At 55.9% G+C, this 17,128-nt stretch carries 14 protein-coding genes; 7 read left to right on the plus strand and 7 right to left on the minus strand.

What is annotated here, in order from left to right:
• Positions 1-33 precede the first annotated feature (33 nt).
• Together Z946_RS0108670 and Z946_RS0108675 are read left to right on the plus strand one after the other, a co-directional pair.
• Positions 34-564 carry a TRAP transporter small permease gene (locus Z946_RS0108670; RefSeq protein WP_025055341.1) on the plus strand — a complete coding sequence of 177 codons (531 nt, stop codon included), beginning with the start codon at positions 34-36 and terminating at the stop codon, positions 562-564.
• A gap of 1 nt (position 565) precedes the next feature.
• Positions 566-1,843 (plus strand): TRAP transporter large permease, encoded by a 1,278-nt coding sequence (locus Z946_RS0108675; protein WP_025055342.1) that lies wholly within the window; start codon positions 566-568, stop codon positions 1,841-1,843.
• 41 nt (positions 1,844-1,884) lie between these two features.
• Here the strand turns inward: Z946_RS0108675 and Z946_RS0108680 are convergent, their stop codons facing one another.
• The 6 genes from Z946_RS0108680 to Z946_RS0108710 all read right to left on the minus strand — a co-directional run bounded on the left by Z946_RS0108680 (position 1,885) and on the right by Z946_RS0108710 (position 10,729).
• Positions 1,885-3,405 (minus strand): UxaA family hydrolase, encoded by a 1,521-nt coding sequence (locus Z946_RS0108680; RefSeq protein ID WP_025055343.1) that lies wholly within the window; start codon positions 3,403-3,405, stop codon positions 1,885-1,887.
• On the minus strand, positions 3,402-4,841 hold the full coding sequence (locus Z946_RS0108685) for a mannitol dehydrogenase family protein (RefSeq protein ID WP_025055344.1): 1,440 nt from the start codon (positions 4,839-4,841) through the stop codon (positions 3,402-3,404). Before Z946_RS0108685 ends, Z946_RS0108680 begins: the two co-directional genes overlap by 4 nt.
• The gene (gene kduD, locus Z946_RS0108690; RefSeq protein WP_025055345.1) at positions 4,831-5,577 is read right to left on the minus strand and encodes a 2-dehydro-3-deoxy-D-gluconate 5-dehydrogenase KduD; all 747 of its coding nucleotides are present in this window, start codon (positions 5,575-5,577) and stop codon (positions 4,831-4,833) included. Before kduD ends, Z946_RS0108685 begins: the two co-directional genes overlap by 11 nt.
• The gene (gene kduI / locus Z946_RS0108695; protein ID WP_025055346.1) at positions 5,574-6,395 is read right to left on the minus strand and encodes a 5-dehydro-4-deoxy-D-glucuronate isomerase; all 822 of its coding nucleotides are present in this window, start codon (positions 6,393-6,395) and stop codon (positions 5,574-5,576) included. The genes kduD and kduI overlap by 4 nt, the downstream gene beginning before the upstream one ends.
• 15 nt (positions 6,396-6,410) lie before the next feature.
• Positions 6,411-7,817, minus strand: coding sequence for a glucuronate isomerase (gene uxaC, locus Z946_RS0108700; protein ID WP_025055347.1), 1,407 nt, complete (start codon positions 7,815-7,817; stop codon positions 6,411-6,413).
• Between the two features lie 191 nt (positions 7,818-8,008).
• Positions 8,009-10,729 (minus strand): calcium-binding protein, encoded by a 2,721-nt coding sequence (locus Z946_RS0108710; RefSeq protein WP_025055348.1) that lies wholly within the window; start codon positions 10,727-10,729, stop codon positions 8,009-8,011.
• Between the two features lie 214 nt (positions 10,730-10,943).
• Here Z946_RS0108710 and Z946_RS20595 point away from each other — a divergent pair, with 214 nt between their 5' ends.
• The 5 genes from Z946_RS20595 (at position 10,944) to rfbA (ending at position 15,499) form a co-directional block, all read left to right on the plus strand.
• On the plus strand, positions 10,944-11,939 hold the full coding sequence (locus tag Z946_RS20595; protein WP_025055349.1) for a DUF2793 domain-containing protein: 996 nt from the start codon (positions 10,944-10,946) through the stop codon (positions 11,937-11,939).
• A gap of 236 nt (positions 11,940-12,175) precedes the next feature.
• A complete protein-coding gene (rfbC, locus tag Z946_RS0108720) occupies positions 12,176-12,742 on the plus strand; it encodes a dTDP-4-dehydrorhamnose 3,5-epimerase (RefSeq protein WP_037969131.1) in 567 nt (188 codons plus the stop codon).
• On the plus strand, positions 12,742-13,782 hold the full coding sequence (gene rfbB / locus Z946_RS0108725; RefSeq protein WP_025055351.1) for a dTDP-glucose 4,6-dehydratase: 1,041 nt from the start codon (positions 12,742-12,744) through the stop codon (positions 13,780-13,782). Before rfbC ends, rfbB begins: the two co-directional genes overlap by 1 nt.
• Positions 13,779-14,630 carry a dTDP-4-dehydrorhamnose reductase gene (gene rfbD / locus Z946_RS0108730; protein ID WP_025055352.1) on the plus strand — a complete coding sequence of 284 codons (852 nt, stop codon included), beginning with the start codon at positions 13,779-13,781 and terminating at the stop codon, positions 14,628-14,630. The genes rfbB and rfbD overlap by 4 nt, the downstream gene beginning before the upstream one ends.
• Positions 14,627-15,499: a glucose-1-phosphate thymidylyltransferase RfbA gene (gene rfbA / locus Z946_RS0108735; RefSeq protein WP_025055353.1), complete on the plus strand. Its 873-nt coding sequence runs from the start codon at positions 14,627-14,629 to the stop codon at positions 15,497-15,499. The genes rfbD and rfbA overlap by 4 nt, the downstream gene beginning before the upstream one ends.
• On the opposite strand, the gene Z946_RS0108740 is transcribed toward rfbA, so the two are convergent.
• Entirely contained in the window at positions 15,500-16,954 is a 1,455-nt protein-coding gene (locus Z946_RS0108740) for a mannose-1-phosphate guanylyltransferase/mannose-6-phosphate isomerase (protein WP_037969133.1), read from the minus strand.
• Between the last annotated feature and the right edge of the window lie 174 nt (positions 16,955-17,128).

A 17,128-nucleotide genomic window follows, 5' to 3' on the forward strand; every position in this document is an offset into this window, starting at 1 on the left:
CAGACGACCATTCGTGCAATAAGCGAGGCGACAATGAGCAGACAAAAGGCCCTGCTGGCCCGGTGCGAGACCGTCCTCGCAGCCGTTCAATGGCTCAGCATTTTTACAGCATCCGTCGCTCTGGTGATTTTGATTGTCACATTTGGTTGGTTGGTTTTTGGTCGTTACGTGTTGAACGTCACTCCAACCTGGGTTGAACAGCTCGCCCTGATGTTGATCTGCTACATTGCTTTTCTTGGCGCTGGGGCCGGTGTGCGCGATGACACCCACCTTGGTGTTTCGCTTTTCCGTGATGCACTGCCTCTGGGGCTTCAGAAACTTATTATCTTGTTTATTGATTTCGTGCTCGCGGCCTTTGGTGCGGTCATGTTCTTTGCAGGGACCGAACTGATGAAATTCGGTTGGGATTCGCTACTGCCCATGCTCGGCATTCCAGAGAGCTTCCGCACCCTTGCTATTACCCTGTGCGGTGCGCTGATCGTGCTACACGCCGGATCGCGGGGCCTGATCCGCCTGCTGACCTACAAAACGTGGGACCCGAATTCTTTCGTGTTGGAGACCTGAGATGGGCCTTTTGATTCTTGCGTTGATCTTTGGCGGGGGCATCATGTTGGGTGTGCCTGTCGCCTTTGCGATGGGGATCGCGGCCGCGTCTGCCTTCTGGTACGAAGGCTTCCCCATGCTCATCACGTTCCAGCGTGCAACTGCAGGGGTTTCGGTTTTCTCGCTGCTGGCCATTCCGTTTTTTGTTCTGGCGGGCGAAATCATGCTGCACGGCGGCATCGCCATCCGCCTTGTGAAACTTGCTTCGGCTCTTGTCGGTCACCTCAAGGGTGGGTTGGCGATGGTCAACATCTTTTCCAGCATGCTCTTTGGCGGCATTTCCGGCTCAGCCGTCGCTGATATCTCTGCACTTGGGTCGATCCTTGTGCCTGTGATGAAAGAACGGGGGTATCGTCCGGACTTTGCTGTGAACGTAACGGTCACGTCTTCCATCGCGGGCGTGGTTATTCCGCCCAGCCATAACATGATCATCTTTGCCGTGGCCGCGGGTGGCGGAATTTCTGTCTCCAGCCTTTTTCTTGCGGGGGTGGTGCCTGGCATCCTGATGTGTATCAGCCTTGCGATTGCTGCCTACATTCTGTCGGTCAAACACAATTATCCATCCGAGCCTTTCCCCGGTTGGGGCGAAGTGGCGCGCGCAGCAGCTGATGCTATCCCCGGCTTTATGACGGCAGTTATCATCGTAGGCGGTACGCTGTCCGGCTTGTTTACGGTTACAGAGTCCGGTGCCTTTGGCGCGATCTACGCGATCCTTTTGACGACCTTTTACTACCGCAGCCTGTCATGGAAGTCATTTGTGACGGCGTTGACAGGGACGGTCCGGACGACCTCGATGGTAATGATCCTGATCGCCTTCGCAAGTTCGTTTGCCTATCTACTGGCGCTCTATCAGGTGCCTACCCGTCTGAGTAACGCACTGGTTCTGATCTCTGACAATCCCATCATCATCCTTTTGATGATCAACGTAATTCTGCTGATCCTTGGCATGATTATGGACATGGCTGCGCTGATTCTGATTTGTACGCCGATCTTCCTGCCGATCGCCAAGGGTCTGGGCATGGATCCCACACAATTCGGCATCATGATGTTGATGAACCTTGGTCTGGGACTCTGTACGCCGCCTGTCGGGACTTGTTTGTTTGTCGGCTGTGCTGTCGGCAGGATAAAAATTGAAGAGGCGCTTAAATCGATCTGGCCCTTCTACCTCGCGATTTTGGGCGCACTGATACTGGTCACGTATGTTCCTGCAATCTCACTCTGGTTGCCATCAATGTTCTAAGTCTGAAGCTTGGGTCCATAAGGCCCAAGCCTAAGGTCTACCTACATCACCGCGCCAAGCTGCCATGGGACAAACTCATGATCCCCTAGGCCCAAAACCTCGCTTTTGGTTCGTCGGCCTGATGCGGTCTCCACGATATGATCAAGGATCTCCGCACCTTTCTGCGCTATTGATACGTCACCCGAAACGATATCGCCGCAGTTGATATCCATGTCATCGGGCATCTGCGCAAATAGCCGGTCATTTGTGGCAAGTTTGATAGTCGGTGCAGGTTTGGAGCCGAAAGCGGAGCCGCGTCCGGTGGTGAACACGACAATCTGCGCCCCGCCTGCGATCTGACCTGTCACTGAAACCGGGTCATAGCCCGGAGTGTCCATAAATATGAGACCCGACTTGGTCGGCTTCTCGGCGTAAGCGATGACTTCGTTCAGTGGTGTTGAGCCCGATTTAGCTACCGCACCCAAAGATTTTTCCAGAATGGTAGTGAGTCCACCAGCTTTGTTGCCGGGGCTTGGATTGTTATCCATCGATCCGCCGTGCATCTGCGTGTAGCCCTCCCACCAGCGCAAACGCGCTGAAAGGTTCGTGCCGGTCCGCTCTGTGTCGACCCTATCAAGCAACAACTGCTCGGCCCCGTAAATCTCGGGCGTTTCGGACAACATAACCCGCCCGCCATGGCCAACGATCAGATCGCTTGCCGCGCCCAGGGCCGGATTAGCCGAGATACCCGAGTAACCGTCAGAACCACCGCACTGCAGTCCGATCGTCAAGGCAGACAGCGGTTGGGGTGTGCGTTCGATTGCGTTGACCGAACTGAGGATTTTCTGAACCTGCGTTACGATCTGCGCGACTGTGCTCTGGGTGCCGCCGGCTTCCTGAATGGTGATGCCATGAAAGGGTTGATGGCTGTCGCCTTGGAATTTCTGTTTCATCCGGGCAATTTGCATGACCTCGCACCCGAGGCCGACAAAAACAGCGGCCCCGACGTTCGGATGCGTGGCATACCCCCAAAGCACCCGTTCAAGCACTTGTGCCCCAAGCCCGTCGGCGTCCATCCCGCAACCGCCGCCATGGGCGAGCGCGACGACACCGTCGACATTTGGAAAGGCGTCTAGCATACCCGAAGCCCCGATTACGTCAGCTGCCTTACGGATCACGGTGGCGGAGCAGTTCACGGTCGCAATCAGAGCGATCATATTGCGAGTCCCGACATGACCGCCTTTCCGCAAATAGCCATCAAATGTGCGCGGCTCTACTAATGGGACCGCAGCGCGGGCGGCTTCCAGATGCTGACCATAGCGGGTGCTTTCGGGGTGCGCCCCAAACCCGCAGTTGTGCGTATGAACATGTTCACCAAGCGCGATATCCGCAGTGGCAAAGCCGATGACATGCCCTAATTTTCGGATCGGATCACCTGTCGCGATAGGCTGGCGCGCAATCTTGTGGCCAGGATTGACAGCAGCGACAAGCGGCACGCCACCCGGAACCACGATGTTACCCGCGGGCGCCTTTCGGGTAAGAACCAGAATGCTGTCGCTGTCTTTGAGAACAAGATGGCTCATGATGTGACCATCCGCTTAACTGCAGCTTTAGCGCCTGAGCGTTCGAGTGTTTCATAACTCTGGACGAGTAGATTACGAAAACGTGTGTCGCCCGAGAGCGCCTTAGGGAAGATTTCGTCAAACGCTAACAGGGCATCGACTTTGCCTTTGATTGTGGACGCTTCGTCGGTGGCTTGCTTCAGCGCTGGCGCCAACGGGTCGCGAACATCTATGGCGTTGCCAGCTTCGTCCACCCCGCCGACGTATCGCATCCAGCCCGCAACAGCGAGCGTCAACCCATACGGTACACGCCCCGCATCGAGCGAATCTGCGATCGTCCCGAGCAGTCGCTGCGGCAGCTTTTGACTGCCATCCATTCCAATTTGCCATGTCCGGTGTCGTATCGCAGGGTTTTGGTACCGCGTCTTGAGGTCAGCACAGTAGGCATTCAGGTCCACGCCGTCAGGTGGCTGAAGCGTCGGAATGATTTCTTGCTGCCAGAGCTGTTTACACAGCGCAGCATAATGGGGATCCGCGACAGTCTGGGCGATGGTGTCGTACCCTGCGAGATACCCAAGATACGCGAGCGTTGAATGGGTGCCGTTGAGACAGCGGAGCTTCATCGTTTCATGCGCGTCCACGCAACTTACGAAAGTGGCACCGGCCTTGTCCCATGCGGGCCGACCTTCAACGAAATTATCTTCGATAACCCACTGCCTGAACCCTTCGTGAAAAACGCAGGAAGCATCGTGGTAGCCGGTAATTTCGGCAAGCGCCTCGATGTCCTCTTGAGTGGTGGCGGGTGTAATCCTGTCCACCATAGTCGAAGGAAAGGTGGTTTCATTTGCGATCCAATTGGCCAGTTCTTTGTCATGCTGCGCCGCAAATTTGATGACGCTTGCACGCGCCAGTGCGCCGTTAGACGGCATATTATCGCAGGACAAAACGGTGAAAGATCTGCGACCCGCCAAGCGCCGCGCATCGAGCGCTGCGGCGATCAACCCGATAGCGGAACGCGGATTTCCAGGGTTTGCCAGGTCATGAGCTATGTCGGGGTGGGCCAGATCAAGAGACCCTGTGGCGGGGCTGGTGCAGTACCCTTTTTCGGTGATCGTAAGTGATACGATCTTCACATCAGGGTTTGCCATCGCATCAATGGTTTTGCCTGTGTCGTCAGGTGCTAGGATAACTTGCACGATCGATCCGACAATACTCGGATCCCAGCCGTCAGGCCCCAATGTCACGGAGGTGAATACGCCGCCCTGTGGTTCCAGTTGCGTGCGGGCGGTCGGGCTACGCATGCTCACGGCGACTATGCCCCAATTGCCCGGCTCATGGGTCATAGCCTCATCCGTGTAGACAGCATTGAAAGCGCGAAAGAATGCGCCTGGACCAATGTGAACGATGCCGATGGCCGGCGCGGGGTTCGTTCTGCAAAGGCGGGGCTTACCGGGCAAGCCAACCCCCGTCGACGTTCAGGACAGCGCCTGTCACATAGTTGGAGGCACCCCCGCACAGGAATGTCACCGCACCGGCAATGTCGGCCGGATCACCCCAACGCCCGGCTGGAATACGCGACAGAATTTCCGCGCTACGCTTTGGATCATCGCGCAGGGCCTGGGTGTTGTTCGTTGAGATGTAGCCCGGGGCCACGGCATTCACATTGATGTTATGGGCGGACCATTCATTGGCGAATAATTTGGTCAACCCCGCAACACCGTGTTTTGATGCGGTGTAGGCGGGCACGCGGATGCCGCCCTGAAACGACAGAAGCGATGCAATATTCACAATACGCGCGCCTGCTTTGCGTGCAATCGCGGCGCGGGCAAAAGTCTGACACATCATGAAGACCGCCTTGAGATTGACGTCCATCACATCGTCCCAGTCGGTTTCGGAATAATCAACGCTGTCGTCGCGCCGGATGATGCCTGCGTTGTTAACAAGTATATCCATATCGCCGATACCTTTGAGGATATCTGCCGCCTTGGCCGGATCAGACAGATCAATTGCACAGGCTTCGGCTTGTCCGCCCTGCTGTTCGATCAAGGACACAGTATCATCACACGAAGACCGCCCAGCCGCGATAACGGCGGCACCGGCGTTCGCCAAGCCCAAGGCAATCGCCTGACCAATGCCGGTGTTGGCACCAGTAACAAACGCACGCTTGCCGTCCAAACGGAACGGATCGTTCATCGCAGATCCTCCATCGCGACCATGTCCATATCAGTGAAATCGACGTTATCACCGGCCATCGCCCAGCAGAACGTATAAGAAGCAGTACCCGCACCGCAGTGGATGGACCAAGGCGGCGAAATTACAGCCTCTTCATTCGCCATAACGATGTGGCGGGTTTCTTCTGGTGTACCCATGATGTGGAACACACGCTGATCCTGCGGGACGTCGAAATAGAGGTATGCCTCCATCCTCCGGTCATGCACATGCGCGGGCATTGTGTTCCAGACAGAGCCGGGCGCGAATTGCGTATATCCCATCAAGAGCTGACAGCTTTCGCAGACATCGGGGTGCAGGAACTGGATGATCACCCGCTCGTTTGCCGTCTCGCGGGCGCCCATTTCGATCCGGCGCGCGTCGGCCAGCGTAATGAGCTTGGTCGGACAAGTGCGATGGGCCGGTGCGGACAGCAGATAAAAGCGACCGCTTTCCAGCGTCACCGGCCCTGCGCCCATCCCGATATAGAGAACTTCGCCATTGCCAACCTGATGCGTCTGCCCGCCCACCGTGATTGTGCCAGCATCGCCCAGGTTCAGCGCCGCCATTTCGCGCCTTTCCAGAAAGGTCGAGGTGCCCGTTTCAGCAACATTATCCAGAACCAGCGGACCGCTTGCAGGCACGGCAGACCCCATGATCAAACGGTCGTAGTGAGAGTAGACCAGCCGGATTTCGTCTTCGGCGAATAAATCGCTGACGTGGAAATGATCGCGCAACTTGGCGGTATCAAAGGTCTTGGCCGTTTCGGGATCAATGGCGTATCGGGTCTGTACGTGGGTCATGGAAGGGCTTTCAAATCAAAGGTTATAGGCGGTTTTTGCAAGGCCGTAAGCAAGGTCATGGGCCACTTCAAAGGCCTCCGCTTCACGCAGGCGGCCTGTTGTCACAAGTGTCGAAAGGTAGGCGCAATCCGAGCGCCGGGACACATCATGTCGCGCAGGGATCGAGCAGAACGCTCGGGTGTCATCGTTGAAACCTGCGGTGTTGTAGAAACCGCAGGTTTCGGTGGTTGCTTCGCGGAACCGTTTAATTCCCTCAAAGCTGTCATAAAACCACCATGGCGGTCCCAGTTTCAGCGCCGGATAGACACCGGCCAGCGGGGCTAGTTCTCGCGCATAAACTGTTTCGTCCAGCGTAAACAGGATCACGGTGAGGTTGGGGTCCATACCTACAGCATCAAGAAGCGGTTTGAGCGCTTGCACATAGTCCGTCCGGCCGGGAATATCGAAACCCTTGTCCCTGCCGAATTGTGCAAGCACACCGGCGCTGTGGTTGCGTCGCGATCCTGCGTGAATTTGGAGGGTGAGCCCGTCTTCAAGGCTCATTTTAGCCATCTCGGTCAGCATCTGTCCGCGAAAAACCTCGGCTTGTCGGGGGGTGAATGCGCCAGACAAAATGGTCTGAAAAAGATCGGCTGCTGTCGCTGCGTCAAGATTTTCAGTTGCAGCGCTGGGGTGGCCGTGGTCGGTAGCGGTCGCGCCGTGCTTCTTGAAATAGTCCCGCCGCAAGCGGTGAGCTTCAAGATACCCTGACCATGTGCTGGTGTCCTGTTGGGTCAAAGCGCCAAACGTCGCAACGTTTTCGGCAAAGCCATCGAAATCAGGATCAACAACCGCGTCGGGGCGGTAGGTGGTAATCACCTTTCCTGACCAATCGCTATCTTTAATCATCTGATGCCATTTCAGATCATCCAGCGGACCTTCGGTCGTCGCGAGCGTTTCAATATTGAAGCGGTCGAACAGCGCGCGTGGACGGAAGGCTTCTGTTGCCAGTTGGCCCTCGATGCTATCGTAGATCGCATTGGCGGATTCTGCGTTTAGCACCTCGTCTATGCCGAAAGTATGCTCGAACGCATGTTCGAGCCATAAGGAAGAGGGCGTGCCCCGGAAGAGCGAGAACGCGCTTGCAAAGCGGTGCCAGATCTTGCGCGGGTCAGCTTCCACTGGGCTGCCGTCAACGCGGGGAATGCCCAAGTCGGCCAAAGGCATACCCTGACTGACCAGCATCCGGAAAACATAGTGGTCGGGGATGACAAAAAGCTCTGCGGGATTCGGAAAGCGCGCGTTTTCTGCAAACCACCTAGGGTCGCAATGGCCATGCGGGCTGACAATTGGCAGGCCTGAAACGGTTGCGTAAAGCGCCCGCGCTAAATCGCGCTGCTTTTCATTTACCGGGAAAAGACGATCCGGATCTGTCAAAGGCACAGCAGAAATCTCACCTAGTTATTCTAGTATTCTAATATGCTAGATGAGCATCTGAGTCAAAGACTAACCGGCCAATCCGCCCGGTCAGACGAGGACTTGGAGGGCTGGCGACAAGCGCATTCTCCTCGTAGCAGGGATGGACGTAAATCGTCGATTAGTCACCAAACTGTAAGCTGCGAATATTCTCTCACTTAAAATGTAAAGTCATTGCTATCCAGATCGCTAAGATTAACCCGCGTTAACCGGATAGAGTTGCCGCCGCCTGTATTGATGACAACATCCTGTCCGACTTGTGTTGCCGCATTATTCACGTCGCTATAGCGGTTGAAGCCCGAGAGGCTGGAGAAATCGAGAACTTCGTTTGAGTTGAATGCATCGAAATCTGCGATGGTGTCGTTTCCGTGTCCATCGGCGAAAACAAACTGATCGGCATTAAAGCTGCCAAACATCAAATCGTCCCCTTCACCGCCCAGAATGGTATCGAACCCGGCATCGCCATAGACTGTATCATTGCCGGTCCCGCCATCAATGATATCGTTGCCCTGACCGCCAAAAAACCGATCCCCGCCTTCACCGCCCCAAAGCGTGTCGTCGCCTTCCTGCCCAAAGACCCCGTCGCCGGCCGCGCCGCCATATAGCATATCGTTGCCCAGTCCGCCGAAGAGACGGTCAAAACCTTGGTCACCCAGAAGGGTGTCATTTCCTTCTTCGCCATAGATGTTGTCGGATTGGTGCCCGCCATCGATCAGGTCATCCCCCGCGCCGCCGTTCAAGAGATCGAAACCGGCATTTCCAAAGATCGTATCATTCCCTGCTTCGCCGAAGACGCCGTCGACGCTATAGCCAAAGTTGCTTCCCGCACTCAGCCAGTCATTACCATCACCGCCGTAAACACGATCGGGGGAGGAACCGGCCCAAATGCGGTCGTTCCCCGCCCCCCCGATGATCTGGTCAAAGCCATCACCGCCGGTGATGACATCGTTGCCGTTGCCACCGTTCAGCGAGTCAGCAAAGGTATCACCCGACATTGTATCATGCCCGTCACCTCCATTGATCGTGTCAAAACCGGCGCCGCCGAGCAGGTAATCACCATCGCCACCTCCTTCGATCAGGTCATTCCCGCCTTCACCGTTCACGGCGTCACGTCCCGCACCTGATTGGATGGTATCATTGCCTAAAGCGCCGAACAGGCGATCATTCTCTTCGCCTCTTTGGATAGTGTCGCCGCCGTTGGTGCCGACAAAATCACCCTGCGCGCGGTTGAGAACGTAGCTCGGTTCATTCTGCCAATCAGGCGCAAGAGTGGTCGGATCAATACCGGTCGGATTGGCGATGGATCCAGGGTTCGGATCAGGGCGGCTGTTCCCGTTGCCGCCGGGGTATTCCGCCGGATCGGTTTGAATGCGGTTTCCGGTGATCAGATTGGTTTTGTCGAAATCCCGCGCATGGAAACGCGACCCGTCAGCAGAGCGGACTTCGAGTATGTCGGCTCCGATTCGGAATTCGGCCCCCCAGCTTTGGGAGACGATGGTCATTCCACCTAAACCGCTGGTCTGGCTGAAATCGGACAGGTCAATCCGGTCAAAACCCATCTGGAAGTCGACAATCGTGTCTCTGGCACCGTCTTCGACCAGCACAAACGTATCGCGGCCACCGTCGCCACGCAGACGGTCGGCGCTGGCACCATCAAGCAGGATGTCATTGCCGAATCCACCGTTCAAGACATCTGCACCCCCACCACCAGCCAGAACGTCGTCCCCCACGCTACCTGCAAGTGTACTGCCCGCCGCACTCGCGCCAAGATTTATACCGATGTTAGGAAGATCGATCGAATATTCGGAAAGGTAGGGTGCGGATTCGGTGGAAACCCAAAACCGAATTCCGTCCGGCGTTGCCATTGCATCAAGGGAGGTGATGCCGCGAAGAGGCGTGTCGGCCGAGCCTGCCATCGCGTCGATGTGTTGGAGCCTGCCGCCCGGTAGAACAGTGAAAAGGCTGATGCCGCTGTCGGAGCCTGCTGCGAGGACGAAGTTCTGACCATTGAGGCTCACGCTAGTTACATGGCTGGCCCCTGCAAAGCGGGTATCCAGACTGTCGAGAAGGTGGTCCACCGGTATCATACCAGTTGGTGAAACCTGAAACGTCGAAAGCGAATCGCTGCCTGAACCAGCCACGACAACATAGGCACGGCCGTCAGCGGCAGTAGTAATGGTCAGGTCGCCGGGCCGATCCGTCCAGAATCCGTCAGTCGCGCCGACATCCATCATGTGCTGCATCGTGCCGTTGGTCAGACGGCGAAACATGCTGACCGTATCTTCTCCCTGATAGGTGACGAATGCATATGTGTCACCGTTATGGCTCGTCGTTGCGATGCTGTGAGTGCGTTCGCCCTGCATGTTGCTGCCCTGATTGACATTGGCTAGATTCAATGTGTTGCCGGGGCCGAAAGAGACAGTGACCAGTCCACCAGTGCGCAAAGCAGCAATTCCATTAGCGCCACTGTCGAAAAGCTCTAATTCTGACAGGCCGCTCAGGTTGCGACCGGAAGCGGTGTAGGAAAGGCCACCGTCGAAGGCGTTCCCTCGACCATCGCTGTCAAGTTGGACGCCCGTGAGTGCGCTGTCGTTGAGGCCCGCCAGATAAAGTTCTTGTGAACCATTCACATTGCGCATCACCAGATCGGTTGTCTCCAACTGCAAAAGGTTTGGCGCAAGTCTCCAGTGTTGTTCAAATGATGTTTGACCGGGTCGGTCGCCCAGATCGTAAGAGGTCAGCCAACCATCACCGCGGGTAGCGGCATAGAGTGTCGGGCCGCCCGACCCATCGACGACCTTGATGTCGTTCAATCCGACAAGACCGAATTCCTCGTTCGAATGAAGTGCCCCGTGTGCGGAAAATGTTGCTCTGACCATCTGCCTGATTCCCCTTTGTTCTTTGGCAGAGTGGCAAATGCATCAGACATCACGCACGCCGCGAAAGTGGCAGTTCCGTGACGCTTAGGCATAATTTTAGAAGTTCAATGTTGCGTCAAATTTCGCAGACCGAGCGGCTCACAGAGGTAATATTTACAGAACTAGAACAGGGTTCGGTCCATTCCGGTTTCATTTACGATGCAAAGGACTGCCCATGTCTCAGACGTCTCCCTCTCTGTCGCTGCCATATATCCAGCCAGCACAGGCGCAAAAACATGTGACCCATAACGAGGCGTTGCGCATTCTGGATGCCATCACGCAATTGACAGTGATCAGCAGCACATTGACCTCACCGCCGGCACAGGCTGCAATCGGTGATCGCTATATTGTTGCGGATGCGGCGACGGGTGCGTGGGCCGGACGCGAGACCAATATCGCTGTATGGGCTGAGAATGCATGGCAGTTCTTTACGCCACAGATCGGCTGGCGGGCGGATATCTCAGCCACCGGCGAAGAGATCAGGTTTGACGGGACGGATTGGCAGATCGCGGGCGGCGGTGCGGTCGATTTGCAAAATATCCTGGTGTTGGGTGTTAACACTGCGGCGGATACGACAAACAAACTCGCGGTTTCATCTGACGCAACACTTCTCAATAACGCAGGCGGCGGTCATCAGCTTAAGCTGAACAAAGCGGCTGCTGCCGATACGGCGAGCCTTTTGTTTCAAACAGGTTTTTCTGGCAGGGCCGAAATGGGCACCGCCGGGAACGACAACTTTTCGATCAAAGTCAGCGCTGACGGCAACAACTTCAAGACGGCAATGCGCACCGAAGCGGCCACCGGGGCCGTCCAGTTTCCTAGCGGTCAGTCCTACTTTCAGGATGTATTCATTCTGAACGACACTGCTTGGTCGGTCCCGATCCCGTGGTCAAATCCATCACGGATCATGCTGTGGCTGAGTGTGAATATGGAGGGACGCTTCTTCCTTGTTGCGATCACCGGGACACTGACTGGCGCAAACAACTTTGGAGAGATGTTTGCGAACCCGCCCGGGACCCTCAATTATTTCACAGGACCGTTGACCGGTACCACAGGGCCTGCGGGTGGCATCAACCTTTCGATTGATAACACGGGGGCCGTGCCGAAATTGCATGTCGAGAACCGTCTGGGATCAAATCGTTTGTTCACACTTTCAACCTTGGGGAAATAATATGGGTCAATCAGAAAAGACGGAATCCGCATACCGGACTGTCGAGTTGGAAGGGCTCGGAAGTGTCCTGATTCCCTCCCATATGAGTGAAGCTAATGTCATGAACGAAGTGTTAACTGCTGAAAGTGCGGCAACACCGCGCGGAAAACCGCTAAAAATCCCTGAATAGACTTTGAATTTGCGGTGTAGATGTGTTGTTTGGCGCAAACTGAGCCATTCAGCGACGGAGCCGCATTTTGGAATTCTTGACACCTACGAAGCTTGCCGATGTGTTTTTGATCAACCCGCCGCGTTTTGGTGATGTGCGCGGGTTTTTCTCCGAAAGCTGGAACCGCCAAAAGATGGCGCAGCATGGCATTGAAATTGATTTCGTACAGGACAACCATTCCGTCTCGGCTGCGGTGAATACGGTGCGGGGTCTGCACTTTCAGTCGCCACCTCATGCGCAAGCAAAACTGGTCCGCTGTGGCCGTGGCGCATTGTTTGACGTTGCGGTGGATATCCGCAAGGGCAGCCCGACTTTTGGTGAATGGGTCGGCTACGAGCTGTCAGCGGAAAACGGTTTGCAACTGCTGATACCGGCGGGCTTTCTTCACGGTTTTTCGACACTCCAGCCCGATACCGAGATTATCTACAAGTGCAGTGATTACTATGCACCCGAATGTGACGGTGCTGTACGCTTTGATGATCCCGATATCGGCATTGATTGGGGTCTAAGCGGCCCTGCGGTGCTGTCCGAAAAGGACACGGCAGCTCCGTTGCTGGCGGATTTCGACAGTCCATTCTCGCTGGGAGACGTGTAATGAAAGTTCTTGTTACAGGTGGTGCCGGTTTTATTGGGTCGGCTGTCGTGCGTCTGGCGGTTTCACGCGGGCACAATGTCGTTAATCTTGACGCCTTGACCTATGCCGGGTGCCTCGAAAACCTCACACAGGTCGCGCAAGACCCGCTTTATAGTTTTGAGCATGTCGATATTCGGGATCGGGTTGCAGTCGATGCAGTTTTTGCAAAGCATAAGCCTGACGCAGTGATGCATCTTGCTGCCGAAAGCCATGTTGACCGGTCAATTGACGGGCCCGGCGACTTTGTTGAGACGAATATCACCGGTACTTACAACATGCTTGAGGCCGCGCGCAGCTACTGGGTGCAGGCCGGTACGCCAGAAAGCTTCCGGTTTCACCACATTTCAACCGATGAGGTTTTCGGATCGCTTGGCGAGACAGGCATGTTCACCGAAGATACACCCTATGACCCGCGCTCTCCCTATTCGGCATCGAAGGCCGCAAGCGACCATCTGGTGCGAGCATGGCATGAGACCTACGGCCTGCCTGTCGTTCTGACCAATTGTTCAAACAACTATGGCCCGTTCCACTTCCCTGAGAAACTTGTCCCTGTCGTGATCCTGAACGCGCTCGCCGGAAAAGATATCCCTGTCTATGGAGAGGGACTGAACATCCGCGATTGGCTTTATGTCGAGGACCATGCAGATGCGCTCTTGCTGGTTCTTGAGAAAGGCGCGCTCGGCCGCAGTTATAATATCGGGGGAGAGAACGAAGCCCGCAATATTGATCTGGTACGCACCATCTGCTCCATTCTGGATAAGAAGCGCCCGAAGGAGACACCATACGCTAAGCAGATCACTTACGTCCAAGACCGAGCCGGCCATGACCTGCGCTATGCGATTGACCCGTCCCGCATCAGGGACGAGCTTGGCTGGAGGCCATCGGTGACGGTGGAAGAAGGGCTGGAGCGTACCGTCGAATGGTTTCTGAATAACGAAGACTGGTGGCGTGCGTTGCAGGCGCGTGACGGCGTGGGTGAGCGTCTGGGAGTGAAGGGATGACCATACTCGTTTTCGGCAAAACGGGGCAGGTTGCCCGCGAACTGGCACGCTTTTCCGAGGTGAAATGCCTTGGCCGCGAAGACGCGGATCTGACAGCCCCAGAAAGCTGCTCCTCCGCGATTCACGCACATTTACCAACAGCTGTGATCAATGCGGCCGCCTATACTGCGGTCGACAATGCAGAGGAAGAAGAGGCGCTGGCAACATTGATCAATGCGGACGCCCCGGCAGTAATGGCGCGTGCCTGTGCGGCGCTAGACATTCCGTTTGTCCAGATATCCACGGACTATGTTTTTGACGGAAGCGGAACAACACCGTGGCAGCCGGATCATGCCACAGGTCCGTTGGGCGCTTATGGTCGGTCAAAGCTCAAGGGCGAAGAAAACGTGCATCTTGCCGCAGGGAAGCACGCGATTTTGCGTACATCTTGGGTCGTGTCGGCGCATGGCAACAACTTCGTAAAGACCATGCTGCGCCTGGGTGCGGACCGTGACACATTGAACGTTGTCGCAGATCAGATCGGCGGCCCGACGATGGCGCGTGATATCGCGGCGGCTTGCGTGAAGATCGCACAGGACTTGCGCGGCGACCCAGAAAAAAGCGGCATCTATCATTTCTCTGGCGCGCCTGATTGCAGTTGGGCAGATTTTGCACGCGCGATCTTTGATCAGTCCGGGCTTTCCTGTGCCGTTAATGATATTCCGTCATCCGATTACCCGACACCTGCTGCGCGTCCGTTTAACTCACGCATGGACTGCACATCAACGGCGGCCACCTTTGGCATCGACCGACCTGATTGGAACAGCAGCCTTACCGAGATCCTCGCAGAGTTAGGAGCACTCAAATGACCAAGCGCAAGGGCATCATTCTAGCAGGCGGGTCCGGGACACGGCTGTATCCGATCACCATGGGCATCAGCAAACAACTGCTTCCTATCTACGATAAACCGATGATTTACTATCCGCTGTCGGTGCTGATGCTTGGCGGTATCCGCGAGATCGCAATGATCACCACGCCGCAGGATCAGGAGCAATTCCAACGTACCCTCGGTGACGGAAGCCAGTGGGGCATCTCGCTCACCTATATTGTTCAACCTTCTCCGGACGGACTGGCGCAGGCCTACCTGCTGGCCGAAGACTTCCTTGACGGTGCACCTTCTGCGATGGTTCTGGGCGATAATATCTTTTTCGGCCATGGCTTGCCTGAGCTGCTGGACGACGCGGACAAACAAACAAGTGGCGGTACGGTGTTCGGCTATCACGTATCTGACCCGGAACGTTATGGCGTGGTCGGATTTGACAAAGCTGGGGTTGCACAGACGATCATTGAAAAGCCAGAGCAACCTGCCTCCAATTACGCGGTCACCGGGCTGTACTTTCTGGATGGGGATGCGCCGAAACTGGCCCGCGAGGTTCAACCTTCACCACGCGGTGAGCTGGAAATCACATCGCTTCTTGAGCTTTACCTGAATGACGGTGCATTGACTGTGAAACGCATGGGCCGGGGATACGCTTGGCTGGATACGGGCACACATGGCAGCCTTCTGGATGCTGGTAACTTTGTGCGCACTCTGACCAAACGACAAGGGCTTCAGACCGGTTGTCTTGAGGAAATTGCACACGATCAGGGCTGGATCACGGATGAAGCGCTGCAAGAACGTGCAACCATGTTCAAGAAAAACGATTACGGAAAATACCTTCAGGAAATGCTGGACTGATCAGCCTTTGGCACCCTGTCCGCGGGCATAGACATCTTCGTAGCGAATGATGTCATCCTCGCCGAGATAGCTTCCGGTTTGCACCTCGATCAATTCCATCGGGATGTCACCGGGGTTTTCCATGCGGTGGATGGCACCCAGCGGGATGTAGACCGACTCGTTCTCGCGCACCATCTGGATATTTAAATTGTCCTGATCCGGTCCAACTGTCACCTTGGCCGTGCCGATAACAACGATCCAATGCTCGGACCGGTGTTTGTGACTTTGAAGGCTCAGTGCCGCACCGGGGTTTACCACGATCCGTTTCACCTGAAATGAACTGCTGAGGATCAGTGTTTCGAAAAAGCCCCAAGGACGGTGATCTTTGGGAAAAGTGTCGGCCTGTGGCACGCCTGCCGAACGCATTTGTTTGACGACATCACCCAAGGTCGATGTCAGACGACGGTCCGCGACCAACACAGCATCCTGCATGGCAACAGCAACGATATTCTCAAGACCCAAGCCGACCAGCTGAACCGCCCCGCTTTCGGACCGCAGCAAGGTATCTTTGCAATCTACAGCGTGAGCGTGTCCTTGAAGGGCGACACCGTCCGCATCTTTGGTCGCGTGCTGATGCACAGCATTCCACCCGCCCATGTCGGACCAGTCGCCATCATGTGCAATGACACTCAGGTTGCTGACCTTTTCCATGATCGCAAAATCAACAGAAATATCATCGCACTGCGACCATGCTTCAGGATCCAGCCGCAGAAAGCCAAGGTCCGGCTCTGCCTGATCAACTGCCGCACGGACCTGATCCAGCATTTCCGGTGCATGGGCCTGAAACGCATCAATCAGGGTGTCCGCAGCATACATAAAGATCCCCGCGTTCCACAGGTATCCCCCATCGGCGAGCATACGCTCCGCCTCTGCCAGCTCCGGTTTTTCGACAAAGCGCTTCAGAGGCATCGCACCATGGGTTTCACCATCGCCAAGCTCAAGATACCCAAAGCCGGTCTCGGGCCGGTCGGGTTTGATGCCGAACGTTACAATCTGGCCGGACCGCGCTGCATCCAGGCCGCGCATGACATTATCGCAAAAGACATCAGCCTGCGTGATATAGTGATCAGAAGGTGCAGCCAGCATAATCGCGGCCGGATCCGTTTTCGCCATGGTCAATGCGGCAGCCAGCAGTGCGGGTGCCGTGTTTCGGGCTTCAGGCTCAATCAGGACCGCGCCGGGGGTAATGCCGGCATCGTGCAATTGCTGGGTGGCGATAAAGCGGAAATCGGAGTTTGTTACGACCAGTGGGCCGCTAAACCCCTTGCCGGACAACCGCTTGCTGGATTGTTGAAACAGACTGCCTTCGCCGATCAGGTCGATGAACTGCTTGGGAAAACCCTTGCGAGAGACGGGCCACAGCCGCGTCCCCGATCCACCACACAGGATCACCGGCGTAATAGTGCTGTTCGTCATCTTTGAACCTTCTCGTCGTGGCGTGGTGCGATGCTTGATAGACGCACTCTGTTAGGATGTCACACCCCTCAGTTGCAATAGACAAAGGGTGTGGCAGCCAGTGGGGTCGGTGGGTTTTTGCGCAAATGGCGGATTTCACCGGTTTGGTATCACAGTGTTCCAGAGTTAGCTGAA

Source organism: Sulfitobacter noctilucicola, from assembly GCF_000622385.1.
Classification (GTDB): Bacteria; Pseudomonadota; Alphaproteobacteria; order Rhodobacterales; family Rhodobacteraceae; genus Sulfitobacter; species Sulfitobacter noctilucicola.